19 protein-coding genes are annotated in these 26,288 nt (G+C 70.9%); 11 read left to right on the plus strand and 8 right to left on the minus strand.

Annotated features, from left to right (window positions below):
* The first annotated feature begins 88 nt into the window (after positions 1–88).
* A complete protein-coding gene (locus ABD333_RS19275; protein ID WP_344542740.1) occupies positions 89–928 on the plus strand; it encodes a sirohydrochlorin chelatase in 840 nt (279 codons plus the stop codon).
* A gap of 27 nt (positions 929–955) precedes the next feature.
* Here the strand turns inward: ABD333_RS19275 and ABD333_RS19280 are convergent, their stop codons facing one another.
* From ABD333_RS19280 to ABD333_RS19290, 3 genes are read right to left on the minus strand one after another with little or no spacing between them, the layout of a single operon-like run.
* Positions 956–1,690 (minus strand): tyrosine-protein phosphatase, encoded by a 735-nt coding sequence (locus ABD333_RS19280; RefSeq protein WP_344542741.1) that lies wholly within the window; start codon positions 1,688–1,690, stop codon positions 956–958.
* Positions 1,691–1,701: 11 nt separating this feature from the next.
* Entirely contained in the window at positions 1,702–2,496 is a 795-nt protein-coding gene (locus ABD333_RS19285; RefSeq protein WP_344542742.1) for an enoyl-CoA hydratase/isomerase family protein, read from the minus strand.
* Positions 2,497–2,499: 3 nt separating this feature from the next.
* Complete coding sequence (locus tag ABD333_RS19290) at positions 2,500–3,402, minus strand: SDR family oxidoreductase (protein ID WP_344542744.1); 903 nt, start codon at positions 3,400–3,402, stop codon at positions 2,500–2,502.
* A gap of 188 nt (positions 3,403–3,590) precedes the next feature.
* On the opposite strand from ABD333_RS19290, the gene ABD333_RS19295 reads away from it, so the two are divergent.
* Positions 3,591–4,511: a glutathione S-transferase family protein gene (locus ABD333_RS19295; RefSeq protein WP_344542746.1), complete on the plus strand. Its 921-nt coding sequence runs from the start codon at positions 3,591–3,593 to the stop codon at positions 4,509–4,511.
* On the opposite strand, the gene ABD333_RS19300 is transcribed toward ABD333_RS19295, so the two are convergent.
* Positions 4,498–5,559, minus strand: a complete 1,062-nt coding sequence (locus tag ABD333_RS19300; protein WP_344542748.1) for a serine/threonine-protein kinase — start codon at positions 5,557–5,559, stop codon at positions 4,498–4,500. The two genes, ABD333_RS19295 and ABD333_RS19300, sit on opposite strands and share 14 nt — an antisense overlap.
* Before the next feature lie 118 nt (positions 5,560–5,677).
* Here ABD333_RS19300 and ABD333_RS19305 point away from each other — a divergent pair, with 118 nt between their 5' ends.
* The 5 genes from ABD333_RS19305 (at position 5,678) to ABD333_RS19325 (ending at position 12,333) form a co-directional block, all read left to right on the plus strand.
* The gene (locus ABD333_RS19305; RefSeq protein WP_344543728.1) at positions 5,678–6,376 is read left to right on the plus strand and encodes an AIM24 family protein; all 699 of its coding nucleotides are present in this window, start codon (positions 5,678–5,680) and stop codon (positions 6,374–6,376) included.
* A 197-nt stretch (positions 6,377–6,573) separates the two neighbouring features.
* Positions 6,574–10,296, plus strand: coding sequence for a multifunctional oxoglutarate decarboxylase/oxoglutarate dehydrogenase thiamine pyrophosphate-binding subunit/dihydrolipoyllysine-residue succinyltransferase subunit (locus tag ABD333_RS19310; protein WP_344542750.1), 3,723 nt, complete (start codon positions 6,574–6,576; stop codon positions 10,294–10,296).
* 222 nt (positions 10,297–10,518) lie between these two features.
* Positions 10,519–10,698: a DUF6104 family protein gene (locus ABD333_RS19315; protein ID WP_151566124.1), complete on the plus strand. Its 180-nt coding sequence runs from the start codon at positions 10,519–10,521 to the stop codon at positions 10,696–10,698.
* Between the two features lie 86 nt (positions 10,699–10,784).
* A complete protein-coding gene (locus ABD333_RS19320) occupies positions 10,785–11,615 on the plus strand; it encodes a DUF4097 family beta strand repeat-containing protein (RefSeq protein WP_344542754.1) in 831 nt (276 codons plus the stop codon).
* Position 11,616: 1 nt separating this feature from the next.
* Entirely contained in the window at positions 11,617–12,333 is a 717-nt protein-coding gene (locus tag ABD333_RS19325) for a PadR family transcriptional regulator (RefSeq protein WP_344542756.1), read from the plus strand.
* Positions 12,334–12,336: 3 nt separating this feature from the next.
* Here the strand turns inward: ABD333_RS19325 and ABD333_RS19330 are convergent, their stop codons facing one another.
* Positions 12,337–13,548 (minus strand): esterase/lipase family protein, encoded by a 1,212-nt coding sequence (locus tag ABD333_RS19330; RefSeq protein ID WP_344542758.1) that lies wholly within the window; start codon positions 13,546–13,548, stop codon positions 12,337–12,339.
* 273 nt (positions 13,549–13,821) lie between these two features.
* Between ABD333_RS19330 and ABD333_RS19335 the strand changes: the two genes are divergently transcribed.
* Positions 13,822–15,078, plus strand: coding sequence for a cytochrome P450 (locus tag ABD333_RS19335; protein ID WP_344542760.1), 1,257 nt, complete (start codon positions 13,822–13,824; stop codon positions 15,076–15,078).
* 32 nt (positions 15,079–15,110) lie between these two features.
* Positions 15,111–15,308: a ferredoxin gene (locus ABD333_RS19340; RefSeq protein WP_344542762.1), complete on the plus strand. Its 198-nt coding sequence runs from the start codon at positions 15,111–15,113 to the stop codon at positions 15,306–15,308.
* A gap of 22 nt (positions 15,309–15,330) precedes the next feature.
* Here ABD333_RS19340 and ABD333_RS19345 read toward each other — a convergent pair whose 3' ends face one another.
* The 3 genes from ABD333_RS19345 to ABD333_RS19355 all read right to left on the minus strand — a co-directional run bounded on the left by ABD333_RS19345 (position 15,331) and on the right by ABD333_RS19355 (position 20,139).
* Positions 15,331–16,590, minus strand: a complete 1,260-nt coding sequence (locus ABD333_RS19345; RefSeq protein WP_344542764.1) for an RNA polymerase sigma factor — start codon at positions 16,588–16,590, stop codon at positions 15,331–15,333.
* Positions 16,591–16,815: 225 nt separating this feature from the next.
* Positions 16,816–18,435, minus strand: a complete 1,620-nt coding sequence (locus ABD333_RS19350) for an FAD-binding oxidoreductase (RefSeq protein WP_344542766.1) — start codon at positions 18,433–18,435, stop codon at positions 16,816–16,818.
* A gap of 6 nt (positions 18,436–18,441) precedes the next feature.
* Complete coding sequence (locus tag ABD333_RS19355) at positions 18,442–20,139, minus strand: (2,3-dihydroxybenzoyl)adenylate synthase (protein ID WP_344542767.1); 1,698 nt, start codon at positions 20,137–20,139, stop codon at positions 18,442–18,444.
* 201 nt (positions 20,140–20,340) lie between these two features.
* Here ABD333_RS19355 and ABD333_RS19360 point away from each other — a divergent pair, with 201 nt between their 5' ends.
* Together ABD333_RS19360 and ABD333_RS19365 are read left to right on the plus strand one after the other, a co-directional pair.
* Positions 20,341–25,686, plus strand: coding sequence for a type I polyketide synthase (locus ABD333_RS19360; RefSeq protein ID WP_344542769.1), 5,346 nt, complete (start codon positions 20,341–20,343; stop codon positions 25,684–25,686).
* A 110-nt stretch (positions 25,687–25,796) separates the two neighbouring features.
* Positions 25,797–26,276 carry an SgcJ/EcaC family oxidoreductase gene (locus ABD333_RS19365; protein ID WP_344542771.1) on the plus strand — a complete coding sequence of 160 codons (480 nt, stop codon included), beginning with the start codon at positions 25,797–25,799 and terminating at the stop codon, positions 26,274–26,276.
* The last annotated feature ends 12 nt before the right edge of the window (positions 26,277–26,288 follow it).

Below are 26,288 nucleotides of genomic sequence, written 5' to 3' on the forward strand. Positions count from 1 at the left end.
CGATCTCGGAGGGAGATCGAAGATCTCTAGCAGCGGTGAAGACGGCTCGGGACCGACAGGGACGCCCAGGAGCGTTAACATTCCGGCCGTGAGTCCCGAAAGCCAGGCATCCGAGGCACTTCCGTCGCGGCGCCGCCGGACCCCGCGGGGTGGGCGGCATCGCGGCGCTGAATCCTATCTGCTGCCCCCCGGCTCCCCCGCCCTCATCCTCGCAGCTCCCGGCCCTGCCACCGCTCCCGGTGCCGCCGTCGCGACCGAGCTCGCGCGGCTCGTCGAGATCGAGCAGACCGGCCAGCCCGCGCTGGTCGGCCACCTCGAAGGCACCGAGCGGCACCTCGGCGCGGTCCTCGCCGGCCTACGCCAGGAGCGGCCCGACCAACCCGCCGCCGTCGTCGTGCCGCTGACGACCGGCCCCGACCCCGAGGTGGACGCCGCGGTCCGCAAGATCGTGGCCGATGCCCGGGCGGTGGCGGCCGATCCGCTCGGCCCGCACCCGCTGATAGCCGAGGCGCTGCACGACCGGCTCGCCGAGGCCGGGCTGGCCCGCGCCGACCGGGTGCGGATGATGACGATGGTGACCGCCGCCAGCGGCGTCATCGTGGTCACGCCGGGCGACCAGGAGGCGGTCCGCCAGGCCGAGGTCACCAGCGTGCTGCTGGCGTCCCGGCTGGCCGCGCCGGTCTTCACCGCCTCGCTCGGCGACGAGGCCGCGATCGCGGCCGCCGCCGCGCAGCTGCGCGCGTCCGGTGCCGCCAGGCTGGCGGTGGCGCCCTACCTGATCGGTCCCGAGACCACCGCCGAACGGCTCGCCGCCGTCTCGGCGGCGGCCGGCGCGGAGCACGCCGCCCCCATCGGCGCGCACCCCGCACTGGCTCAGGTGGCCGCCCTCCGCTACGTCGAGGCCCTGGCCACCGCCCTGGCCGACTAACGCCCCGCCCGACTTGCGCGGCTGGTGTCAGGCGACTGGTACTGGGGCGACCAGGGACGTTCGTAGGCGCTTGATGATGGTGTCGGGGACGCCTTGCGACAGGAGTAGGGATTTCATCGTGCCGTGGCGGGCACGGAGGTCGGCGATGAGGTCGGCCATGGTGGCGGTGTCTGCGGTCATGGCGTCGCGCGGGACGTAGGCGTAGGTCTCGCGGTACGCGGCGTGGCGCGCCAGGCGTTCTCTGATGCCGGTGAGGTTGCGGCCCGTCATGGCGTAGTCGGCGACCACGTCCTCGTCCGCTACGCCGAGGGTGCCCAGGACCGCGGCGCTCACCATGCCTGTGCGGTCTTTGCCCGCGGCGCAGTGGAAGACGGCCGCTCCTGGCGCCTCGGCGATGGCGGTGACCGCGTCGGCCAGGGCGGTTCCGGTGGTCTCCATGATGCGGGCGTAGCGCTGCGCGAGCGTCAGGGAGGTGTCGCCCATGACGTGCGCGTTGTTCTCGTTGATGATCGGTGCGCGGATGAGGTCAACGGCGCCGCTCAGGGGGTGCGGGCCGCCGTCACGGGCCCGTTCGTAGTCGGAGCGCAGGTCGATCACCGTGGTGACGTTGAGCGAGCGGACGGCCGTCACGTCGGCCGGGGTCAGCTCGTGCAGCGCGTCGCTGCGGAACAGCGTGCGCCATCGGATGTGCCCGCCCTCGGCGGTGTAGCCGCCGAGGTCCCGGAAGTTGACGCAGCCCTCCAGGGCGATCTCACGGTCCACGGCGGCTCCCGTCAGCGGTTCTTGAACGTGGGCGGCCGTTTCTCCATGGTGGCCGTCATTCCTTCGACGAGGTCCTCGGTGAAGAAGGCCATGGTCTGGATGCCGGTCTCGACCGCGAGCTGCTGGCGGAGGCCGGGCGCGTCCAGCGACAGGTTGAGAAGCTCCTTGGTGCGGCGGAGGCCGTACGGGGACTTGGTGAGGAGTTCGCCGGCGAGCGTATGGGCGCCTTCGAGGTCCTTGCCCTCGGCGGCGAGTTCGGTGATCAGGCCGAGCTCGTTCGCCTTCGCCGCGTCCAGGCGCTGGGCCCGGTAGAAGATCTCGGCGGCCTTGGCGGGGCCGACGAGGCGCGGCAGCAGCCACGAGAGGCCGCAGTCGCCCGCCGACAGCCCGAGGTCGACGAACGGCACGACGAAGCGGGTGGTGGGGTCGGCCACCCGCAGGTCGCAGGCCAGCGCCCACGAGACGCCCATGCCCGCGACCGGGCCGTGGAGCGCCGCGATGACCGGCTGCGGGATCTCCCGGAGCCGCGCCGTCACCTCGCCGCCGCGCGCGATGCCGCGGTAGATCCGCTGGACGCGGCCCTCGTCGCCGCCGCCCGGTTCGCCGCCCTGCAGGTCCATGCCGGAGCAGAAGCCGCGCCCCTCGCCGGTGAGCACCACGACCCGGGTGCCGGGGTCGCGCATCAGCTCGTTGAGGACGTCGAGCATCTCCTCGGTGACCGCCGCGGTGACGGCGTTGAGCCGCTCCGGGCGGGACAGGGTGATGGTGAGCACCCCGTCCCGCCGGTCGAGCCGTAGGTCACCCATGTGTCAGGAGGTCAGCTGCTGGATCAGCGGGCCCATCTGCTCGCCCACGTTCTTGAAGACGGTGAGCGGGGAGTCGGCGTTGATCGCGGCCCAGTTGTCGCGCACGGCCTCGACCGTGAGCGTCTCCTTCTGGCCGTAGCCCGGCCCCTCCGCGACGAAGATCTTGGCGATCCGGCCGCCGCCGACGGTGTAGACCTCGCCGGAGTCGGCGTTGCTCTCGTGCGCGAGGAAGGCGACCAGCGGGGTGACCTGGTCGACGCCCAGCTTGTCGGCGAAGTCGGCCGGCAGCAGGTCCTCGGTCATGCGGGTCCAGGCGACCGGGGCGATCGCGTTGGCCTTGATGTTGTACTTGGCGCCCTCGTGGGCGAGCGTCTTGGTGAAGCCGACCAGCCCCATCTTGGCGGTGGCGTAGTTGGCCTGGCCGAAGTTGCCGAACAGGCCCGCCGGGGACGAGGTGTTGACGATGCGGCCGTAGCCCTGCTCGCGCAGCGTGGCCCACGCGGCGGACGACACCAGGAACGAGCCGCGCAGGTGGACGGCGATGACCGAGTCGAACTCCTCGACGCTCATGTTCTTGAACGACTTGTCGCGCAGGATGCCCGCGTTGTTGACGACGATGTCGACCTTGCCGAACGTGTCGAGCGCGGTCTGGATGATCGCCTGGGCGCCCTCCGGCGTGGCGACGTTGTCGGGGTTGGCGACGGCCTCGCCGCCGTTCTTCTTGATCTCCTCGACGACCTGCTGGGCGGGGCCGGCGGAGGCGCCGGCGCCGGTGCGGTCACCGCCGAGGTCGTTGACGACGACCTTGGCGCCGCGCGCGGCCAGCTCCAGCGCGTGCTGCCGGCCGAGGCCGTGCCCCGCTCCGGTGACGACCGCGACCCGCCCGTCGTAGCGCAGTTCCGACATCCTGTCTCCTCACATCGCACCGACTGCCACCCCCGGTGAATAACCAGGGGGTTACTTAGTACCACGACGACCGAACGCCGCTCGGATTCGGCCCCTGCGGTTCTGGGGACAGGGTCCAGGGACGGGCTGGATTCCACGGGTCATCGTAGCGACGCACGACGGACCGGCCCACGCGAGGAGGAATACGGATGCTCACCCGGGAGATGGCCGGCGGCCGGTTCGTACGGCAGCCCAACCGGTTCACCGACATGATCACGGCCGACGGTTCCAGCGGGTATCCGGCCGAATCCGGCCGCTACCGGCTCTTCGTCTCCTACGCCTGCCCGTGGGCGCACCGGACACTGATCGTGCGGGCGCTGCTGGGGCTCGACGAGGTGATCGGCCTCGGCGTCGTGGACCCCATCCGGGACGAGCGGGGCTGGCGCTTCCCCGACCGCGACCCGGTCACCGGCGCGGCCTTCCTCTCCGAGCTCTACCTGGCGACGGACGCCTCGTACGAGGGCCGCTACACCGTCCCGTGCCTCTGGGACACGGTGACCGGGCGGCTGGTCACCAACGACTTCCCGGCCATCACGACCATGTTCGAGACGCAGTTCACCGACTACCACCCCACGGGCGCGCCCGACCTCTATCCGGTGCAGCTGCGGGCCGACATCAACGAGCTGAACGAGCTGATCTACACCACGGTCAACAACGGCGTCTACCGCGCGGGCTTCGCCACCGAGCAGGGCGCGTACGAGGAGGCCGTGGACGCCCTCTTCGCGACGCTGGACCGGCTGGAGGAACGCCTCAGCGTCCACCGTTACCTGTTCGGCGACCGGGTGACCGAGGCCGACATCCGCCTCTACCCCACGCTGGCCCGCTTCGACGCCGTCTACCACGGCCACTTCAAGTGCAACCTGCGCCGACTGGTCGACTATCCCAACCTCTGGGCGTACGCGCGGGACCTCTACGAGCAGCCCGCCTTCCGCGACACCACCGACTTCGACCAGATCAAGCGCCACTATTACGTGACCCAGACCAACGTCAACCCGTCCGGCGTCGTCGCCAAGGGCCCGCTGGTCGACTGGACCGAGCCCCACGGCCGCGCCGCGCTCACCGCGAGCTGAGCAGGACGAACAACGACCCGAGCAGCAACAGCGCCATCCCCGCGTACGCCAAGACCCCGCCCAGCCGCCAGGAGAGCTCCCCGTCCCGCTCCGGCACCACCGACAACGCCGTCGTGGCGGCGACCGGCCCGGCGACCGGTCCGGCGATCGGCCCGGCGACCGGGCCGTCCGCGATGGCCGTTGTGGTCTCCGTGCCGCCGCCGGTGGCCTGGGGATGGGCCACCGGCGGCAGCCGGGGTGGGCGATCCTCAAGGATCGCCACGAGGACCGCCTCAGCCACCCCAGCCCGCATGCGCTCACGGGGGTCCTTGCGGAGCAGGCCTTCAAGGACGGGCCGCAGCGCCTGGGCCTGGGGCGGGATGGGCGGTTCCTCGTTCAGGACGGCGCCGAGAACGGCAGCCGGGTCGTCGCGGTGGAAGGGCGGCCGTCCGGATGTGGCCGCGTAGAGGGTGGCGCCCAGTGCCCAAAGGTCGGAGGCGGGCACGGCACGTTCCCCCAGGAAGCGCTCGGGCGCGATGTAGGCCGGCGAGCCGAGCAGGCCGCCGGCCCGGGTCAGGGTGGCGTCGCCCTCCATGAGCGCGATGCCGAAGTCGGTGAGGACCGCGCGGTCGCCCTTGGCCAGCAGGACGTTCCCCGGTTTGACGTCACGGTGCAGGATGCCGGCCCGGTGCGCGGCGTCCAGCGCCGAGAGGAGCTGGCGGCCGACCCGGGCCGCACGCTCCGGCGGCAGCGGGCCGTCCTGCTTGATCACTTCGTGCAGCGACCGGGCCTCGACGTACTCCATCACCACCCAGGGCCGGCCGTCCTCCTCGACCACGTCGAAGACCTTGACGACCGAGGGATGCGACAGCCGGGCGGCCGACCGGGCCTCCCGCATCGCCCGCCGGGCGGCGTCGCCGGAGGGGCTCAGCACCTCCTTGACCGCCACCTGGCGGCCGAGGAAGGTGTCCTCGGCCCGCCAGACGACCCCCATCCCGCCCCGGCCGAGCTCGGCCAGCACGCGGTAGCGTCCGCCGATCACCTGATCAGTGCGCGTCACACGGGTCATTCGCCGGAGGGAACCGTCTGGATTGCCCCGGTCGTCCATTAGTTGGCCCGCCACTATGCTGGCGAGCTCTTCCTCACCACGAACATTCTCACTGAGAAACGAGAAAGGCCCTCCGATGCTGCGCAGCCAGTTCTTCGGCAATCTGGAGCAGGGGCAGGTCCCCGGCCACTTCACCCTGCAGAACTCCAAGATGCTCCGGGTGCACCTGAACGGCGAGGTCCTCGCCCGGCAGGGCTCCATGGTCGCGTTCCAGGGCCAGATGGAGTTCGACTACGAGGGCGCGGGAGGAATGGGCAAGTTCCTCAAGAAGGCCGTCACCGGCGAGGGCGTGCCGCTCATGCGGGTGCGCGGGCAGGGCCTGCTGTTCGTGGCCAACAACGCCGACGACATCCACCTGTTCTACCTGGAGAACGACGGGATCACCGTCAACGGGACCAACATCCTCGCCTACGACCCCCAGCTGCAGTCCGACATCCAGCGGGTGCAGGGCGCGGGCGTCGCGGCGGGCGGGTTGTTCAACACCACGCTGACCGGGACCGGCTGGGTGGCGCTCACCGCCCACGGCACGCCCGTGATGCTGGACTGCGGCCGCGCCCCGACGTTCGCCGACGGCCAGTCCGCGATCGCCTGGAGCACCAGCCTCCAGGTCGGCGTCAACAAGACGTTCAAGGCGGGCGCGCTGATCGGCCGGGGCAGCGGCGAGGCCATGCAGCTGGCCTACCAGGGCCAGGGCTTCGTGCTCGTCCAGGCGAGCGAGGGCCCGCCCGTGATCGGCGAGGGCGGCAAGGGCGGTCTCGGCGGCCTGCTGAGCGGCTGACACCCTCTCGTCCACGGCGCCTTCTCCACACCGGCCGATCTTGACGAAACCGGCTGCCTGGCTTGGGCAAGATCGGCCGGATTGGGGTGTGTCAGGCGGTGGAAGGCACGTCGCTTGCATCTGCGACACGGAAGTGCGAGTAGCCTTGACTCGTCTCAGAACTCACCTGCGAGCTGCGGAAGAGGGCGATCTCCGCCGTGTCGACAGAGTCGTCGCATACAAGTGCCGACCCCAAGAACACAGATTTCGGCGCCAACGAGTGGCTGGTCGACGAGCTGTACCAGAAGTACCTCGAAGACCCCGGCTCCGTTGACGAAGCCTGGTGGAACTTCTTCGCGGACTACCAGCCGGACAGCCGGCCGGCCGCGTCCCCGGGAATGACCCCGGCCACCGACGGCCAGGCCCAGAGGGCCGCGAACGGCACGGCAGCCGCCCCGCCGACAGCACCGCCGACACAGGCTCCCGCCAAACCCGCCGCACCGGCGAAGGCCCCGGCCACGGCCCCCGCGAAGGCCGAGGCCAAGCCGGCCGCGAGCAAGCCCGCCCCGCCCCCCGTGCCCGCGGGCGCCGAGGAGGTACGGCTGCGCGGCGTGGCCGCCCGGACGGCCACCAACATGGAGGCCAGCCTCGCGGTGCCGACCGCGACGAGCGTGCGGGCCGTGCCGGCCAAGCTGTTGATCGACAACCGCATCGTGATCAACAACCATCTCAAGCGCGGCCGCGGCGGCAAGGTGTCGTTCACGCACCTGATCGGCTACGCCATCGTCAAGGCGCTCGCCGCGATGCCGGAGATGAACGCCGCGTTCACCGAGGTCGACGGCAAGCCGGTGCTGATCAGGCCCGAGCACGTCAACTTCGGCCTGGCGATCGACCTGCGCAAGGACGACGGCCAGCGCCAGCTCGTGGTGCCGAGCATCAAGGGCGCCGACACCCTCGACTTCCGCCAGTTCTGGGCCGCCTACGAGGAGATCGTCCGCAAGGCGCGCAACAACAAGCTCACCCTGGAGGACTTCCAGGGCACCACGATCAGCCTGACCAACCCCGGCACGATCGGCACCGTGCACTCGGTGCCGCGCCTGATGCCGGGCCAGGGAACGATCATCGGTGTGGGCGCCATGGAGTACCCGGCCGAGTTCGCCGGCGCCTCCGACGAGGCCCTGGCGCGCATGGGGATCAGCAAGGTCATGACGCTGACCTCCACCTACGACCACCGGATCATCCAGGGCGCGCAGTCCGGCGACTTCCTGCGCCGCATCCACCAGCTGCTGCTGGGCGAGGACGGCTTCTACGACGAGATCTTCGAGGCGCTGCGCATCCCGTACGAGCCGGTGCGCTGGGTCAAGGACATCTCCGCCAGCCACGAGGACGACGTCGCCAAGGTCGCCCGCGTGCACGAGCTGATCCACGCCTACCGGGTCCGCGGCCACCTGATGGCCGACACCGACCCGCTGGAGTACAAGCAGCGCCGCCACCCCGACCTCGACATCCTCAAGCACGGCCTCACCCTGTGGGACCTGGAGCGCGAGTTCGCGACCGGCGGGTTCGGCGGCGAGCCGACCATGAAGCTGCGCGACATCCTCGGCGTGCTGCGCATGGCCTACTGCCGCACGGTCGGCATCGAGTACATGCACATCCAGGACCCCGAGGAGCGCGCCTGGATCCAGGAGCGCGTCGAGGTCCCGCACGTCTCCCCCTCGCGCGACGAGCAGCTGCACGTGCTACGCCGGCTCAACAGCGCCGAGGCGTTCGAGACGTTCCTGCAGACCAAGTTCGTCGGCCAGAAGCGGTTCTCGCTGGAGGGCGGCGAGTCGGTCATCCCGCTGCTCGACTCGGTGATCTCCGCCGCCGCCAAGGCGAACCTCGACGAGGTCGTCATCGGCATGGCGCACCGCGGCCGCCTCAACGTGCTGGCCAACATCGTCGGCAAGTCCTACGCGCAGATCTTCGGTGAGTTCGAGGGCAACCTCGACCCGCGCAGCGCGCAGGGCTCCGGCGACGTGAAGTACCACCTGGGCGCCGAGGGCGACTTCGTCGCCGACGACGGCTCCAAGATCCGCACCGAGCTGGTCGCCAACCCCTCCCACCTGGAGACGGTCGACCCGGTGCTGGAGGGCGTCGTCCGCGCCAAGCAGGACATCCTGGACGTCGGCGAGGCGGGCTTCACCGTGCTGCCGGTCCTGATCCACGGCGACGCCGCGTTCGCCGGGCAGGGCGTGGTGGCCGAGACCCTCAACCTGTCGCAGCTGCGCGGCTACCGCACCGGCGGCACCGTGCACGTGATCATCAACAACCAGGTGGGCTTCACCACCGCGCCGGAGTACTCGCGCTCCAGCGTCTACGCCACCGACGTGGCCCGGATGATCCAGGCGCCGATCTTCCACGTGAACGGCGACGACCCCGAGGCCTGCGCCCGGGTCGCCCGCCTGGCGTTCGAGTACCGCCAGACGTTCAAGAAGGACGTCGTCATCGACATGGTCTGCTACCGGCGCCGGGGCCACAACGAGGGCGAGAACCCCTCGTTCACCCAGCCGCTGATGTACGACCTGATCGACGCCAAGCGGTCGGTGCGCAAGCTCTACACCGAGGCGCTGATCGGCCGTGGCGACATCACGGTCGAGGAGGCCGAGGCCGCGCTCCGCGACTACCAGGAGCAGCTCGAACGGGCCTTCACCGAGACCCGTGAGGCGGTCAAGCAGCCGCCCGCGCCGGGCTCGGTCGTCAAGCCCGACGTCGAGGAGCGCATCCCGATCGACCACGGCTCGGCCGGGACGGCGATCCCGCGGGAGGTCGTCAAGCGGATCATCGAGACGCAGGTCAGCCTGCCCGAGGGCTTCACCGTGCACCCGCGGCTCCAGCCAATCCTGCAGCGCCGCGTGCAGTCCATCGAGGACGACGCGATCGACTGGGCGACCGGCGAGCTGCTGGCGATGGGCTCGCTGCTCATCGACGGCCACCCCGTCCGCCTCGTCGGCCAGGACACCCGGCGCGGCACGTTCGGCCAGCGGCACGCGGTGCTCGTCGACCGCAAGACGGGCGAGGAGTACACCCCGCTCCGCCAGTTCGGCAAGGGCATCTCCAAGTTCTACGCGCACGACTCGCTGCTCAGCGAGTACGCGGCGATGGGCTTCGAGTACGGCTACGCGATGACCCGGCCGGACGCGCTGGTGGCGTGGGAGGCCCAGTTCGGCGACTTCGCCAACGGCGCCCAGTCGATCGTCGACGAGTACATCTCGTCCGGAGAGCAGAAGTGGGGCCAGCGCTCGGGCGTCGTCCTCCTCCTGCCGCACGGCTACGAGGGCCAGGGTCCCGACCACTCGTCCGCCCGCATCGAGCGCTACCTGCAGCTCTGTGCCCAGGACAACATGACCGTGGTCTACCCGACGACGCCGGCCAACTACTTCCACCTGCTGCGCTGGCAGGTGCTGTCCGACCGCCGCAAGCCGCTGATCGTCTTCACGCCCAAGTCGCTGCTGCGGCTCAAGGCGGCGACCTCGTCGGTCGAGCAGATCACCGGCGGCGCGTTCCTCCCGGTCATCCCGGAGAGCGACCCGGCGATCGAGCCGGGCGGCGTCAGGCGGGTGCTGCTCACCACCGGCAAGGTCTACTACGACGTGGTGAACGCCCGCCAGGCCGCCGGCGCCACCGACACCGCGGTGGTCCGGCTGGAGCGGCTCTACCCGCCGCCGATCGACGAGATCAAGGCCGAGCTGGCCAAGTACCCGGCCGACGCCGAGATCGTCTACGTGCAGGACGAGCCGGCCAACATGGGCGCGTGGCCGTTCCTCGCGCTCAAGCTCCAGCCGCACCTGGAAGGACGTGTGCTCAAGCGGGTCTCCCGCCCCGCCTCGTCCTCCCCCGCAGTCGGCTCAGGCAAGATGCACCAAGCCGAGCAAGAAGCCCTGCTGGGCCGCCTCTTTTAATTGCTTTCGCGGCCTCGGGGTCCTCGCCTGGCGGCTCGGACCCCGAACCGCAAAAGCGGCGAACGCGACATCGCTTCGCGATCTCTCGGGAAGCTTCGCCTTCGGCTCGCTTCCCGACCCGTTAGCGCGTTCGCGTGCGGGCTGGGCTCGTCGCAGTGAAAGTCACATAAGGGTCCCGGGCGGTCGCCCGGGACCCTTCATGCTTGATGAGAGGATCACCACGTGTACTTCACCGATCGGGGGATCGAGGAGCTGGTCGAGCGGCGTGGCCAGGAGGAGGTCAGCCTGGTGTGGCTGGCCGACCGGCTGCGCGAGTTCGTCGACCTCAACCCGGAGTTCGAGACGCCGGTCGAGCGCCTGGCGACCTGGCTGGCCCGGCTGGACGACGAGGACGACGAGTGAGGCCGGAACGCGTCATGCCGTGACTTTCACGGTCGCGACATATCGTGTTTACTGGTAGGTGGCCTCCGGACGAAAGGCAAGACGCGATGTCGCGTTGGACGATCGAAGAACCGGCCACCCTCGACTTCGACGGCGTGGTCGCGCTGAAGGCGACCCTGATCGCGGGGAGCATCTCGGTGCTGGCCTCCGACGACCGGCCCTCCCTCCAGGTCGCCGCGATCGACGGACCGCCGCTGGTGGTCACGCATGAGGCGGGCATGCTCAGCGTCAGCCACGAGCGGATGCTGGAGGGCATGCTGAGCTGGCTGCAACGCCAGAAGGTGCGGGCCGACATCACCGTCACTGTTCCCCGGGAGTGCCCCGTCACCATCACCCTGGTCTCCGCCGACGCGGTGATCGCCGGGCTGACCGCCCGGGCCTCGATCAAGAGCGCCACCGGCGACGTCACGCTCGACGGGGTCGTCGGCGACATCGACGCCAACACCGTGTCGGGCGCGATGGAGGCGCAGGGCGTGGACGGCAAGGTCGCGTTCACCTCCGTCTCCGGCGACCTGGCCCTCGCCGGCGGCTCGATCGACCGGCTGGCGGCCCGTACGGTCAGCGGCCGGATCGCCGCCGACGTCGAGCTGGCGGGCGCGAGCCGGGTCGAGGTCAACACCGTCTCCGGCGAGGTCACGCTGCGGGTCCCCGACTCGATCTCGGCCGAGGTCCAGCTCAACTCGGCGGCCGGCCGGCTCGACACCTCGTTCCCCGGACTCGACCGGCAGGACCGGACCGTCGGCAAGAGCCTCGGCGGCACGATCGGGGACGGCTCCGGCAGGCTGTCGGTGACCACGGTCTCGGGCGGGGTCACGCTGCTGAGCCGCCCCGGTGACGGGGACGACCCCGAGATCGACACACCCGGAATGGAGAACTGAGTTGAGCCCCGTCTTCGGCCATGGCCGCCTCCGCCTCTACCTGCTCAAGCTGCTGGAGGAGAGCCCGCGGCACGGCTACGAGGTCATCCGGCTGCTCCAGGACCGGTTCCTCGGGGTCTACTCGCCCTCCCCCGGCACCATCTATCCGCGCCTGGCGCGGCTGGAGTCCGAGGGCCTGGTCAGCCACGAGCTCATCAAGGGCAAGAAGGTCTACTCGCTGACCGACAAGGGCCGCGCGGAGCTCGAACGCCGGATGGACGAGCTGGCCGATCTGGAGGAGGAGATCTCCGCCTCCGCCCAGGAGTTCGCCCGCGAGGTCCAGCAGGATGTACGCCAGACCGTGCGATCGCTGCGGGAAGAGCTCACCCAGGCCGCCCGCGACATGCGCGACCACTCCCGCGCCACGTCCAAGGACGCCTGGAAGGAGACCACCGACCGCCAGCGCGAGGAGTGGCGCCGGCAGATGGACCACTGGCGCGAGCAGAAGCAGGCCTGGGCGGAGGAATGGCGCCAGAACTGGGACGACGCCTGGAAGACCGCGACCGGCTCCAAGGACGACGTCGCCCGCCTCAAGCTGGAACGTCTGCTGCGCAGGTTCGTCGAGGACGTCCGCAAGACCGCCAAGAAGGCGCACCTGGACGACGACGACCTCGCCGCCGTCCAGGCCCTCCTCGACGAGACCCGCGACCGCCTCAAGTCGCAGATCTTCGACCGCTGACCCTCAGTCGAGGCGCTCCAGGAGCCATGCGCACAGTTCCGTGTCTATCTCGGTGTGCCGCTCGTTTCGTGAGGCGCACTTGAATTCGTGCAGCCCGCTATCGGCCGGATCGAGTTTGCTGATGTCGGCGTAAAGGTCCTCATGATGTACGAGGTCCCTGATGGCGACCGCGCTCACCGAGGGCGAGAAACAGATCGTCGAATGGAAGGTCTCCACCTCTCCCAGATACTGGAGCACGCCCGCCAGGATCTCGAAGGAGCTGAGCGTGCCGCCGGGCGCCCCGTCGAACTCCAGCAGCCCGCGGGTCCTGACCATCTCCCTCGGCGTGAGCAGGCCCTTGAACGAGGCCACCAGGGCGTTCTTGCCCGAGTCCTGCGTGTACAGGCGCACCTTCCCGATCGGGCCCCTCGACCGTACGGCCAGCTCGCCCGGCGGGACGCCGTTGCCCGTGCCGTTGCCGCTTCCGTTGGCGACACCGATCCGGTGCGGCCGTTGCGGCCAGCCGCCCACCCGGTCCAGCTTGGCGAGGAAGTCCACGCGCAGGGGGTCCTGGCGCGGTTTCGCGTGGACGGAGCCGATGTGGCGGATCAGCAGCTGCCGTGACGCCGGGCTGTTGACCTGGTTGGAGAAGCCGGGGGCGAGCCGCCTGATCCAGTGCGCGAACGCCTGGAGGCTGATGGGCAGCCACGCGCCGGTGTGCGGGGCGTCGTAGGAGAAGTAGATGCCGGTCTCGTGGTCGAGGCCCTCGTGCTCCATCTCGGCGAGGGCATAACGCATGATCAGGCCGCCCATGCTGAACCCCCCGGCCACCAGCGGGGCGTTCCCGGTGCGCGAGCTGATCGCCCTGCGGACGGCCGCCGACACCGCCTCGGCGTTGCGCAGCAGGGAGGCGGACCGCTCGTCGAAGCCGACGATGATCAGGTCACGGCCGCGGCTCCGCAGCTCGCTGATGAGCTGGAAGCCCTGGTGCTCCAGATGGGCGTACGAGAGGTCCAGGTCGCTGGGGCCCGCGTTGTAGCCGTCCGCCACCAGCACAGGGCGGACGAGGCCGGTGTTGCCCTCGCCGTAGTACACCCAGGCGGTACCGGGGCCGAGGTCCCAGGTCTCGTCCGGTTCGGGCGCCGCGAACTCGATCGTTTCGGGGCCGCCGACGACCCCGAGCGAGCTGAGGACGTGGACGGCCAGCTGTTCGTAATCCTGCAGTTCTCTGTTCATGGCATCCCCTCGTGAGAATCCGCAGGGACGGAAGTATCACGCGGGACCATCAGAACATTTGACAGTTCCCCCCGCAGAACGTCCCTTGATAAAGCATCCCGCGACGTTCCACATAAGCGATACGAATTCGGCACTGAAACCGGTGTCCGATCCCGGTCAGCGGAAGCCTTGTCAAATCCCGGACGCCATGACTCGATCAGGAAGATCTGCGCGGCGTTCAGAGTGAGCAATCGAAGAGACGTGCCTGCGGCGTCGCGCGGACATTCTGGCAGCATGAGCCAGAACACGACGCGGAGCGCGGATCGCACCGCGCAGCCCGGGGCGGCCGCCGCCGAGCCGCCCGAGTTCCCCATGCAGCGCACCTGCCCCTTCGATCCGCCCGCCGAGTACGCCGCGCTGCGCGCCGAACAGCCGGCCGTCCGGGTCCGCGTGCCGACCGGACAGATCGCGTGGCTGGTCACCCGCTACGAGGACGTCCGCCGGCTGCTGGTCGACCCGCGGGTCAGCGCCGACCGCTTCCACGCCGCCATGCCGATGACCGAGGAGGTCACCGCCGAGACCCGGCGCCGGATCGCGGCGTCCGGCCGCTCGCTCATCGGGCTCGACCAGCCGGAGCACGGTCCCCGGCGCCGGATGCTGATCCCCGAGTTCACCCTGCGCCGGGCCCAGGAGCTGCGCCCGCACATCCAGCACACGGTGGACGACTGCGTCGATGAGATCCTCGCCGGGCCCAAGCCGGTCGACCTGGTGACCGCGCTCGCCGAACCGGTGCCGGCCAGGACCCTCACCCAGTTGCTCGGCATGCCGTACGAGGACCGGGAGTTGATCGAGCGGACGGCCACCGCGATGCTGCGGCGCAACGTCACGCCCGAGGAACGCCAGCGGACCGGCGGTGAGATGCGCGCCTACGTCGACCGCCTGGTCTCCGCGAAGGAGGCCGACCCCACCGACGACCTGCTCGGCCGGCTGGTCCTGCGCAACCGCGAGACGCGCATCTACGACCATGACCTGATGGTGGGGGTGACGATGCTGCTCCTCATCGCCGGGTTCGAGACCACGGTCAACATGATCGCTCTCGGGGCGGCCGCGCTGCTCCAGGAGCCGGACCGGCTGCCGGAGATCACCGCCGACCCGGCCGCCGCCGGTCGCGCGGTCGAGGAGCTGCTGCGCTACTTCAGCGTCGTCGACGCGCTTCCCCGGGTGACCACGGCCGACATCGAGGTCGGTGGCGTGACCATCCCGGCCGACAGCGGCCTGCTGCTCTCGTTCGCCTCGGCCAATTGGGACGACACCGTCTTCCCCGACGCGGCCACGATGGATTCCCGCCGTGGTGCCCGGCATCACCTGGCGTTCGGCTACGGCATCCACCAGTGCATCGGCCAGAACCTCGCACGCGCCGAACTGGAGATCGTGTTCCGTACGCTCTTCACCCGCATACCCGGCCTGCGGCTCGCCACCGAACTGGACCGGCTGCCGTTCAAGAGGGATTCCAACATCTACGGCGTCGACGCGCTGCCGGTCACCTGGTGAACGGGCCCGCTCCCGCGCGGAAGGGGAACCTCATGCGGATCGTCATCGATCGCGAACTGTGCATTGGTGCCGGGCAGTGCGTGTTGTCGGCCCCGGAGCTCTTCGAACAGAGCGACGACGACGGGCGGGTGCTGCTACGGGAGTCTTCGGCCAAGCCTGCCGCCGAGGACGGCGCACGCACCGCCGCGCATCTGTGCCCGTCCGGTGCGCTCAGCCTGGCCAGTGAGTAGGCCCGGCTCAGCCGAAGATGGCTCAGCCTGGAGTCCGTGAGCGACGCCTGCCGTGATGGGCGGCCGGCTCGGCTAGCCGGGCGGCGCGCGAGTGGAGGTAGCGCTGCTCCGGGATGCTGAGCGTCCTGCCGGCGGCCAGCTCGTAGGCGACACGTGCGGCCTGGTGGTCGCCCGCGAGTTCGAGCAGGTGCGCCCGGACGGCCTGCGTGCGGTGATGACCGGCGAGCGACGGATCGGCCTCGGCCACGGCGAGCTGCGCCAGCCCGGTCTCGGGACCGTGGACCATGGCGACCGCCACGATCCGGTTGAGGGTGACCATCGGACCTGGCGCGATGGTGGTGAGCACGTCGTACAGCCCGAGGATCTGGCGCCAGTCGGTGTCTTCCACGCGCGCGGCCTCGCAGTGGACGGCGGCGATCGCCGCCTGCACCTGGTAGGGGCCGATCCGCGAATGGGGCAGGGTGCGGCTGATCAGGTCGATGCCCTCCCGGATGGCCGCGGCGTCCCAGCGGCGCCGGTCCTGCTCGGTGAGCGGGACGAGCATGCCGTCCGGGTCGAGCCGGGCCGGGCGGCGGGCGTCGGTGAGAAGCATCAACGCGAGCAGCCCGGTGACCTCCCCGTCCTCGGGGAGCCGTTCGTGCAGCTGCCGGGCCAGCCGGATGGCCTCGGCGGTGAGCTCGACACGGTTGAGCGCGGAGCCCGAGCTGGCCGTGTAACCCTCGTTGAAGATCAGGTAGAGGACCTCCATCACGGCCGCGACGCGCCCGGGCAGCTCGGTGGGCGACGGCATCCGGAACTCCAGGCCGCTGGTCTTGATCCGGTGCTTCGCCCGACTGATCCGCTGGGCCACGGTGGACTCGGGGACCAGGAACGCACGGGCGATCTCGGGCGTGGTCAGCCCGCCGACCGCGCGGAGGGTCAGCGCGACCTGGGAGACCCGGGTCAGTGAGGGATGGCAGCAGAGCAGCAGCAGGGTGAGGGTGTCGTCCACCGCCACCGGCTCGGGATCGACGGGCGCCAGCATGGCGACGGTCTCCTCGCGGCGGCGCCGGGCCGTCTCGTTGCGCCACGACTCGGTCCACCGCCGGTACGCGACCGTGGTCAGCCAGCCCTTCGGGTTGTCCGGCATACCCTGCTCCGGCCACTGGACCGCCGCCGCCAGCAGTGCCTCCTGCACGGCGTCCTCACACGCGGCGAAACCGCCCTGGTTTCGCATCAGCAAGGCGAGGACCTCCGGCGCGTACGCGCGTATCAAGGCCTCGACTTCGGCAGAAGTACTCACATCACCAATCCGCAGAGGATCGACACCGTCGCGTCTCTGGACGACTCGCAGAGTGAACGGTGTGAGTGACCGGTCCCTGACACGGATCTCCATCAGAGGAGAGCCGCCCGGCGACCGACGTTACCACGGGGGTGACGACGCGACCACGAAGCCGTGTCGGCCGCCGGGCGAGCTCCCGGACGGGCTCCCCGGGCGGGCTCGCAGGGGCGGCTTCCGGGGCGTCCCTCAGGACTTCGGCAACGGGATGGACAGCGCGTGGTGGAAGACGTTCCGCGGATCCCATCGCGCCTTGACCTGCTGGAGCCTCGGGTAGTTGTCCTTGTAGTAGAGCCGGTGCCAGGCCACCTGGGAGCCGTTCCATTTCGGGTCGGCGAGATCGGCGTCGGCGTAGTTGATGAAGCACCCGTCGGTACGGTCGCCCGGAACGGGCACCCCGCCGGTGTCCGCGTACACGTCCCGGTAGAAGTCCCGGACCCAGGCCACGTGCTCGTCGTCGCGGGCCTGGTCGGTCCAGAAGCCGATGTAGTTCGCCTTGATCACCGAGTCCCGCTGCGCGACCGCGGTCGCTCCGGGCGCCACGGTGTTGACCTTGCCGCCATGGCTCATGAGCATCACGATCGCCGTCGGGTTGTGATAGTCGGCGCGCGTCAGATGCTTGTGGAAGGCGGCGATCTGCTCGTCCGACAGGCCCTTGCGCAGGTAGGCGGACTTGCCCTTGAAGCGGGTGGTGGTGTCGGTGGCCGCGAAGCCCGGCCACTGCGTCGCGGCGTGCAGCCACGGCAGGCGGCGGCGCTCCAGCACGAGGGTGGGGACTCCCACCCCTTCGTTGACGGCGGCCAGGTAGTCGTCCAGCAGCCGTTCGGCGTTCGGCGTCCGGGCGTCGATCTGGGTGGTGACGGCGAAACCGCCGGCGCTCTTGTGCGTGAGGTTGAACTGGCTGAACATGGCGGCGTACGGCGAACCGGGCGAGCTGTTGCGCTCGTGGAAGGTGCCGAAGTTCTTCAGGAGCCTGGCGAACGACGTCTCGTTCACCGTCGGCCATCCCCAGGCCACCGTACTGACGAGGACCTCCGAGGGAGGCCTCGGCAACAACGACCCGGCATCGTCGCCTGTGGCGCCGGGCGAGCGGAACCAGTACCTGGTGACCACCCCGAAGTTCCCGCCGCCTCCTCCGGTGTGCGCCCACCACAGGTCATGATGGGGGTCGGATGCCGCCCGGGTGGCGAGGACCGTGCGCACGCCGCCGTCCGCGTCCACCACGACCACTTCGACCGCGGCCAGGTGGTCCACGGTCAACCCGAGTGACCTGGAGAGCGGGCCGAAGCCGCCACCGGCGATGTGGCCGCCGACGCCGACGGTCGGGCAGGAGCCACCGGGAATGGTGACGCCCCAGTCCTTGTAGAGGCCCCGGTACACATCGCCCAGGGTGGCGCCGGCCTCGACCGCGAAGGCGCGGCGGCGCGGGTCGTAGGTCACCTCGTCGAGCCGGGACAGATCGAGGACCACCCGGACGGCCGGATCACCGACGAAGTTCTCGTAGCAGTGGCCGCCGCTCCGCACCGCGATCCGGCGGCCCGCGCGGACCGCCGCTCGCACGATCTTGGCCACGTCCCCGGTGGACCCGGCCACATGCACGGCTTCCGGGGCGCCGATCCAGCGCTGGTTGGCGCCCCACACGAGATCGGGGTAGCGAGGGTCGTCAGGGGTCACGACGCGGCCTCCCGGTCCCGCGGCACCGCCGGCGGCTTGCGCCGGCAGGGCGGTCGGCAGGGCGGCTATCGGGGTCGCGCCGAGCGCGGCACCGGCGATGAATCCGCGCCGGGAGGGCTGGAAATGGTTCTTCATCGCCCATCAACCTGCGTGTCCCGCTCGGTCCGTGGCAAGGTCCTGACCGATAGCGGACCGCAGGGCCCGCTTGTCGATCTTCCCGACGTTCGTGGTCGGCAGCTCGTCGACCACGACGAGCCGTTCGGGCAGCTTGAAACGGGCGACCCCGGCGCGTTCCATGAGCGCGCGCACGTCCGCGAGCGTGATCGACGTGCCCGGGCGCACCACGACGCACAGGCAGACCCGCTCGCCGAGCTCGGGATCCGGCAGGGCCACGGCGGCGGCCCGCCGCACGCCGTCGACCTGGTAGGCGAACTCCTCGACCTCCTCCGCCGCGATCTTCTCGCCGCCCCGGTTGATGACGTCCTTGTCCCTGCCCTGGACGATCAGGTTGCCGTCCGGCCGCAGGCTGACGATGTCGCCGGTGCGGTACCAGCCGTCGCCCACGAACGCGTGCCCGTTCAGCTCCCCGCCCCGGTAGTAGCCCCGCGGCGTGTAGGGCCCGCGGGTCAGCAACGTTCCCGGCTGTCCCGGGGCCACCGGCTCGCCCTGCTCGTCGACGATGAGGAGCTCGTCGTCCGGGCAGATCGGCCGGCCCTGCGTCCGGCAGACGACGTGCTCCGGGTCGTCCGGACGGGTGAAGCAGAGCAGCCCCTCCGACATTCCGTACACCTGCTGGAGCGTGCAGCCCAGTGCCGGGCCCACCTCCCGCGCGACCGGGTCGGGGAGGCGGGCGCCGCCCGACTGCAGCAACCGCAGCGAGCCGAGGTCGGTCCCCGCGCCGGGACCGGTCGCCCGGTACTCCAGCCAGCGCTGCACGGCCGCCGGGACGAGCGAGGTCACGGTGATCCGTTCACGTTCGATCGCGGCGAACGCGCGCTCGGGCGCCGGTGACGGGGCGAGCACGACGCGCCCGCCGCTCAGCAGCGTGCCCAGCACACCGGGGCCGGCCATCGGGAAGCCGTGGCCGAGCGGCAGCACGGCGAGCAGGACGGTGTCCGGGCCGAAACCGCAGAGCCGCGCGGCACGCTTGATCATGTACGCGTAGTCGTTGTGGGTGCGGGCGATCAGCTTGGGCAGCCCGGTCGTCCCGCCGGACAGCAGGACCGTCGCCACCGCGGCGCCCTCCGGCGCGTGGTCGTCGAGCTCCCGCCGCGCCGCCGCCGGATCGGCCGCCGGCTCGCACAGCGCCCGCAGGTCGACGCCCGCGCCCCGGACGCCCGGGCCGGCCACCAGAACGTGCTCGACCGCGGCCGTCTCGGCGGCGACCTCCCAGGCCATCGCCTGATGGTCGAAGCCCTTCAGCGCGTCGGGGACGATGAGCGCCCGGGCCTGCGCGAGCGCCGCCACGGCCGAGATCTCCCGCCGCCGGTTCGCGGGCAGGGCCATGACCGGGATCACCCCGAGCCGGAAGCACGCCACGGTCACCACGACGAGCTCCCAGCAGTTCGGCAACTGCACGACGACGCGGTCGTCGGCGCGCAGGCCGAGCGCCCGCAGCCGGACGGCCGCCCCGTCCGCCCGCTCCGTGAACTCGCGGAAGCTCAGCCGCCGCTCGCCGTCGACCAGGCAGATCGCCTCGGGCGCGGCGTCCGCCGCGGTGTACAGATGCTCGCCCAGCGAGCGGCCCTCCCAGTAGCCCTCGGCCGTGTACCTGGCGGCCGCTTCCGCCGGCCAGGGAACGGTGCCCGCGCTGCTCGGCTCTCTCGTCGTCGTGGCCACGCCGGACTCCCCGCGTCGAATACCGCAATTGACCTGATCGCCGCCTGAGAATTACACGCCCAGCCGATCCGGAGCATCTCCTGAATTGCCTTCCTCGGCCGGACCGGGGCGGATACGGAAAGCAGTTCAGGAGATGCCGCGCGCAACCGAATGAGGTGACGATGTTCCAGAAGTCACCGTGAGGTGGATCTTCAGCTGCCCATGGAATTCTGGAGAGGAGCGAATGTGAGTCTGGATGCGGAATCCGATAACGCGATTGCCGTCATCGGGATGAGCTGCCGATTTTCGCCCGACCTCGACTCGCTGGACAAGTTCTGGACGTTTCTCGCCCAGGGCCGGTACTCGGTGCGCGAGATGCCGGACAAGCGGTGGCAGCCCTATGCGTCGAGCAGCCCCCAGGCGACAGCGATCATGCGGGGAACGACCCGGCTCGGGTCGTTCCTCGACGACATCGAGGGGTTCGACGCGGACTTCTTCGGGATCTCACCACGCGAGGCCGACTTCATCGACCCGCAGCAGCGCATCCTGCTTGAGCTGGCGTGGGAGGCGCTGGTGCACGCGGGCGTCCCGCCCCTTTCGCTGCGCGGCACGGAGACCGGCGTGTTCGCCGCGGCCAACTCCAACGACTACGGCCGCCGGCTCCTTGAGGACATTCCGCGCACCGGCGCGTACGCGGTCAACGGCACGACGTACTACGGGATCGCGAACCGGATCTCCTACTTCCTGGACCTTCGGGGGCCGAGTGTGGCGGTGGACACGGCGTGCGCCGGGTCGCTGACCGCCCTGCATTTCGCGTGCCAGAGCCTCCGGCTCGGCGAGACCCCGGTCGCCGTCGTCGGGGGCGTCAACGTCATGGCGACCCCCGCCCTCTTCGTGGCGCTCGACGGGGCCGGCGCGACCTCTCCGGACGGGCGCAGCAAGGCGTTCGACCGGGACGCCGACGGCTACGGGCGCGGCGAAGGCGCGGGCGTGGTGGTGCTCAAGCGCCTGGCGGACGCCCGCCGTGACGGCGATCCCGTGCTCGCGCTGATCGTCGGTAGCGGGGTGTTCCAGGACGGCAGATCCGACGGCATGATGGCGCCGAACAACGAGGCCCAGGAGCACATGCTCCACGAGGTCTACGACCGCGCCGGCATCTCGCCGGCCTCGGTCGGCTATGTCGAGGCGCACGGCACCGGCACTCCCGTCGGCGACCGTGAGGAGGCACTGGCGCTGGCGGCCGTCTTCGGCCGGGACCGTGCTCCGCACGACCCCTGCATGATCGGTTCGCTGAAGCCGAACATCGGTCATATCGAGGGCGGTTCGGGGATCGCCGGGGTGATCAAGGCGGTGCTGGCACTGCGGAACGCGGCCATCCCGCCGAGCCTGCACTCCGAACCCCATCCGGACATCGACTGGGCCGCGTCCGGCCTGCGGCTGGTCGGAGAACTGTCACCCTGGCGGCCGGGATCTGAACCGCGGCGAGCCGGAGTGTCCAGCTACGGAGTCGGTGGCACGATCGCCCACCTCATCCTGGAGGAGGCACCGGCAGAGATCTCGGCGGAGCCGACCGCGAAGGCGCCCGCGGAGGCACCGGCGAAGGCACCTGCGGATATCTCGGTCTTCCCGCTGTCGGCCATGTCGGACGCCGGGCTCCGCGCACTCGCCGGAGCGACGGCGGACTGGCTGGACGACCATCCCGGCTCGTCGTTGTCCTCGGTCGGTCACACTCTCGCCCTCCGCCGCTCGCACCTGTCCCAGCGAGGGGCCGTCGTCGCGGGTTCCACCGGCGAACTGGCGGAGCGGCTGCGGGCGCTCGCCGAGGGGCAACGGGCTCCCGGCGTGGTCAAGGCGTGGACCGGAGGACCGGACGCCGCCGGGCCCGTGTGGGTGTTCTCCGGACACGGCTCCCAGTGGTCGGGCATGGGCCGGGGGCTGCTGCGGGACGAACCGGTGTTCGCCGCGGTCATGGACGACCTGGCGCCGGTCTTCCGCGCGGAGATGGGCTGGACGCCGCGTGAGGCCATCACCACGGGCGGCCCGTGGACGGCCTCGCAGGTGCAGGCGCTGACCTTCGCCATGCAGGCCGGTCTCGCCGAGGTGTGGCGGCGGCACGGGATCGAGCCCGCAGCGATCATCGGTCACTCGGTGGGCGAGATCGCCGCCGCGGTGGCGGCCGGCTGCCTCGACCTGCGGGAGGCGGCCAGGTTCGCCTGCCGCCGCGCGAAGGCGCTCGGCGCCGTCGAGGGAGCGGGCGCCATGGCGATGGTGAGCCTGTCGTGGCAGGAGTGCCGTGACCGTCTCGGCGACCGGGACGACGTCGTCGCGGCGATCGCGGCGAGTCCCACCTCGACGGTGGTCTCCGGCGACCGGGGGGCCGTCGGGCGGCTGGCCGCTCAGTGGCGGGACGACGGCGTGGACGTGCGGAACGTCGACACGAACATCGCCTTCCACAGTCCCCACGTGGACTCCGTCATCGCCGAGGTCCGTGCCGCGGCCGACGAACTGGGCGTACGCCCGCCCCGGGTGCCCCTCTACACCACGGCACTGGCCGACCCGCGGTCTGACCTCGCCAGGGACGGCTCCTACTGGGCGCTCAACCTGCGGGAGCCGGTCCGCTTCGCCCAGGCGGTGGAGGCGGCCGTCGCCGACGGACATCGCCGGTTCCTGGAACTGTCGTCCCATCCGGTGGTGACGCACTCCATCACCGAGACCTTCGCGCACCTCGACGTCGAGGACGGGACGACCGCGCCCAGCATGCGCCGGGACTCCCACGAGATCGAGATCCTGCTCGGCGGCCTCGCCCAGCTGCACTGCGACGGCGTGGCGGTCGACTGGGCGCGGGAGCATCCGGGCGGAGACCTGCTGGCGCTGCCGGCCGCGGCGTGGCAGCACCGGCCTTACTGGATCTTCCCCGCGACGGCGACCGACACCGGTCACGGCGGCGGCCACGATCCGGATCGCCACACGCTGCTCGGCGGGCACTCGACGGTGAGCGGCTCCCCCGTCCGGCAGGTCTGGCAGACCTATCTCGACCTGTCCTGCCGCCCGTACCCGCAGAGTCACGAGGTCGTCGGCGTGGAGATCACTCCTGCCGCCGTTCTCATCGACACGTTCGTGACGGCGGCCTCCCGGGAGGGCGAGACGCCCGCGCTGAGCGACATCGTCCTGCGCACCCCGGTCGCCGTCACACCGCCCCGGGTGGTGCAGATCGTGCTGGAGGAGAACACGGTACGGCTGGCGAGCCGCCTTGCCCTCGACGAGGACACCGGCGCGGACGGCACCGAGCCGGGCACCGAGGAACACGAGTGGCTCACCCACTGCACGGCCAGTGTCGTGCACGGAAAGGAGCCGTCCCGGCAGCCGCTCGACATCGATGCCGTACGGGAACGCTGCTACGAGGAGTCGGACTGGGTCGCGGTCGACGCCATGTTCCGCACCCAGGGCGTCGGCGGGTACGCCTTTCCCTGGGACATCGACGAGCTCCGCCGCAACGACCAGGAACAGCTGGCGCTGCTGACCATCGAGCCGGAGCCCGCCTCGCGCGCCCACAGCTGGGCGCACGTCATCGACGGCGCGCTGACGATCAGCGCCGTCGTGGTGACTCCGCCGGACGCCCGGCGCCTGTGGATGTCCTGCCACATCGACTCGGTCGCGTTCCACGGCGAGCCGCCGGCCCGGATCACCGTGCACAGCGCGCGGTCGGCCGAGTCCCCGCACGACACCGTCGACGTCCGGGTGGCCGACGAACACGGCCGGGTCGTCTGCGAGGTGGGCGGGCTGCGGTTCGCCTCGTTGCAGGACGAGCCCGGTGCCGTCGCCGCGCCGCGCGACCTGGTGCACGAGATCGTGTGGCGTCCCTTCGTCCTCGACGACGAGAGCGATGCCGCCCGTCCGGTGCGGCAGGTGGTCATGATCGGCGCCAACGACGACCTGGCGCGGCTGGCCGGGCAGTTCGAGGGGGCCGGTGTGCTCTGCGAACGGGCGCCCTCGCCGGAGGACCTGCGTCCGGCGTCGCTGGCACTCGCGGACGCCGTCATGGTCGTGCCCGCGAGCGCCGGCCCGGGCGAACGTCCGGAAGAGGTGGCCGAAGAGGCCGTGTGGGCGCTGATCCGCACGGCGCAGCGTCTCACCCACGTCCACAAGGCCGCGGGCGACGAGATCGCACCTCCGCCAAGGCTCTGGTGCCTGACGCGGGGCGTGCGGGACTCCCGCCAGGAGGCGGCGCTCGCGCACGCCCCCGTGTGGGGGGCCTCGCGCATCATCGCCGGTGAGCACCCGGAGCTGTGGGGCGGCACGATCGATGTCGACACGCTGGAGGACGACACCGGCCGCCGGATCCTGCGGCTGCTGCGGCACGCGGCGGGAGCCGAGGACATCATCTCGCTGACCGGCGACGATGCCGCCGTGCCGAGGCTGAGCACGATCGAACGCGCGGCGGAGGGCGGGGCGCTCCAGTGCCACACCTCGGGCACCTACCTGATCACCGGCGGACTGGGGGCCCTCGGGCTCGCGGTGGCGCAGTGGCTGGTGGACCGTGGCGCGCGCCGGCTGCTGCTCGCCGGCCGCCGCGGGCTGCCGCCGCGCTCGGAGTGGGGTCAGGTCCGCGACGCCAGGACCCGGCGCCAGATCGAGGGCGTGCTCGCGCTCGAAGCGCTGGGCGCGACCGTCCGCGTGCTGGCGCTCGACGTCAACGACGCCGACCAGGCCGCCCTGGCACTGGCGCCCGAGAACCACGGGATGCCGCCCATCCGCGGGATCGTGCACGCCGCCGGAGTGGTCCGGGACGCCATGGTCGACAAGGTCGTGCGGAACGACCTGCGTGACGTCCTCGGGCCCAAGGCGACCGGCGCGATGGTGCTGCACCGGCTCTTCCCGCCCGGGTCGCTGGACTTCCTCGTGTTCTTCTCCTCGTGCGGGCAGTTCGCACGGCTCACGGGGCAGACCAGCTACGCGGCGGCCAACTCGTTCCTCGACGCACTGGCGGCGCACCGCCAGAGCGCCGGCGGGACGGGCACGGTGAGCCTCGGGTGGACGGCCTGGCGCGGGATGGGGATGTCGGAAACGATCGCCAGCACCATGCTGGAGGCGAACGCCCGTGGGCTGGACGTCGTCTCCTCCGCCGAGGCCTTCCGGTCCTGGTCGTTCGCCGACCGGTTCCGCGCCCCGTACAAGGCGGTCCTGCGCGTCCTGCCGATGCCGCCGCACAACCAGCGCGTGCCGATGTTCCGCGAGCTGACGTCCGTGGACGCGGGCGGCGACGCCGGTGTCGCGGACGGCTTCAGCCTCGACTGGGACGGCCTGTCGGAGGCGCAGCAGCGCGAGTCGGTGACGGCCGATCTCCTGGAGCAGGTCGCGGCCGAGCTCAACCTGGCCGCGCAGGACATCGAGCAGAAACGTCCGCTGGCCGAACTCGGCGTCGACTCGGTGATGACCGTCGCGCTGCGCGTACGGCTGCAACGCAGGTACGGGCTCGATCTGCCGCCGAACATTCTGTGGAACAAGCCCAATGTGGCCGCACTCGGCGGATATCTCGTCGAATGCCTGCGTCCCTCCGCAGCAACCTAAGAGATGCAGCACGACGAGAGAAAAGACAACATCAGAGAAGGACGAGCCGGCAATCTGTTTCTCCCGGCTCTCCGAGGCCATTCAGCCATCGCACAGGAATGGAGCCGGGCATGACCACCAGCATTTCCGAGGAAACGACCGGTAACAGCCCCGAACTCGACGCCTATTACGGCGAGTTCACCTCTCCGAAGGAGAAGGAGGCGCTGAGCGTGCCGCTGCGGCTGGTGGCCGCGTGGGCGCGCAACGACGCCGCCGGCGTGGCGGACGTCTTCACCGAGGACGGGATCCTGATCCTGCCCGGCGACGTCTACAAGCGCGGCCGGGAAGAGATCCGGTCGTTCATGGCCGCCGCGTACGCGGGCCCGTTCAAGGGCACCGGCGTGACCGGCCGCCCGGTCGACGTGCGGTTCGTGGCCGACGACGTCGCCCTGCTGCGCACCCACGGCGGCATCCTGGCGCCGGGAGCGACCGAGATCGCCCCCGAGCTCGCCGTCCGGTCCACCTGGGTGACCGTCAAGAAGGACGGCCAGTGGCAGCTGGCCGGCTACCAGAACAGCCCGCGGGGTGACGGCGCGACCCTCCGCTGGTGAGGCCGCCGCGGA

This window comes from Actinomadura fulvescens, from assembly GCF_039533225.1.
GTDB classification, from domain to species: Bacteria; Actinomycetota; Actinomycetes; order Streptosporangiales; family Streptosporangiaceae; genus Spirillospora; species Spirillospora fulvescens.

What these genes read in the sequence shown, in the direction of transcription:
- ABD333_RS19350 (WP_344542766.1), bottom strand. Translation starts at nt 18,435, where the DNA reads ATGAAGAACCATTTCCAGCCCTCCCGGCGCGGATTCATCGCCGGTGCC.
- ABD333_RS19300 (WP_344542748.1), bottom strand. Translation starts at nt 5,559, where the DNA reads ATGACCCGTGTGACGCGCACTGATCAGGTGATCGGCGGACGCTACCGC.
- ABD333_RS19340 (WP_344542762.1), top strand. Translation starts at nt 15,111, where the DNA reads ATGCGGATCGTCATCGATCGCGAACTGTGCATTGGTGCCGGGCAGTGC.
- ABD333_RS19335 (WP_344542760.1), top strand. Translation starts at nt 13,822, where the DNA reads ATGAGCCAGAACACGACGCGGAGCGCGGATCGCACCGCGCAGCCCGGG.
- ABD333_RS19320 (WP_344542754.1), top strand. Translation starts at nt 10,785, where the DNA reads ATGTCGCGTTGGACGATCGAAGAACCGGCCACCCTCGACTTCGACGGC.
- ABD333_RS19365 (WP_344542771.1), top strand. Translation starts at nt 25,797, where the DNA reads ATGACCACCAGCATTTCCGAGGAAACGACCGGTAACAGCCCCGAACTC.
- ABD333_RS19285 (WP_344542742.1), bottom strand. Translation starts at nt 2,496, where the DNA reads ATGGGTGACCTACGGCTCGACCGGCGGGACGGGGTGCTCACCATCACC.
- ABD333_RS19290 (WP_344542744.1), bottom strand. Translation starts at nt 3,402, where the DNA reads ATGTCGGAACTGCGCTACGACGGGCGGGTCGCGGTCGTCACCGGAGCG.
- ABD333_RS19295 (WP_344542746.1), top strand. Translation starts at nt 3,591, where the DNA reads ATGCTCACCCGGGAGATGGCCGGCGGCCGGTTCGTACGGCAGCCCAAC.
- ABD333_RS19360 (WP_344542769.1), top strand. Translation starts at nt 20,341, where the DNA reads ATGGAATTCTGGAGAGGAGCGAATGTGAGTCTGGATGCGGAATCCGAT.
- ABD333_RS19330 (WP_344542758.1), bottom strand. Translation starts at nt 13,548, where the DNA reads ATGAACAGAGAACTGCAGGATTACGAACAGCTGGCCGTCCACGTCCTC.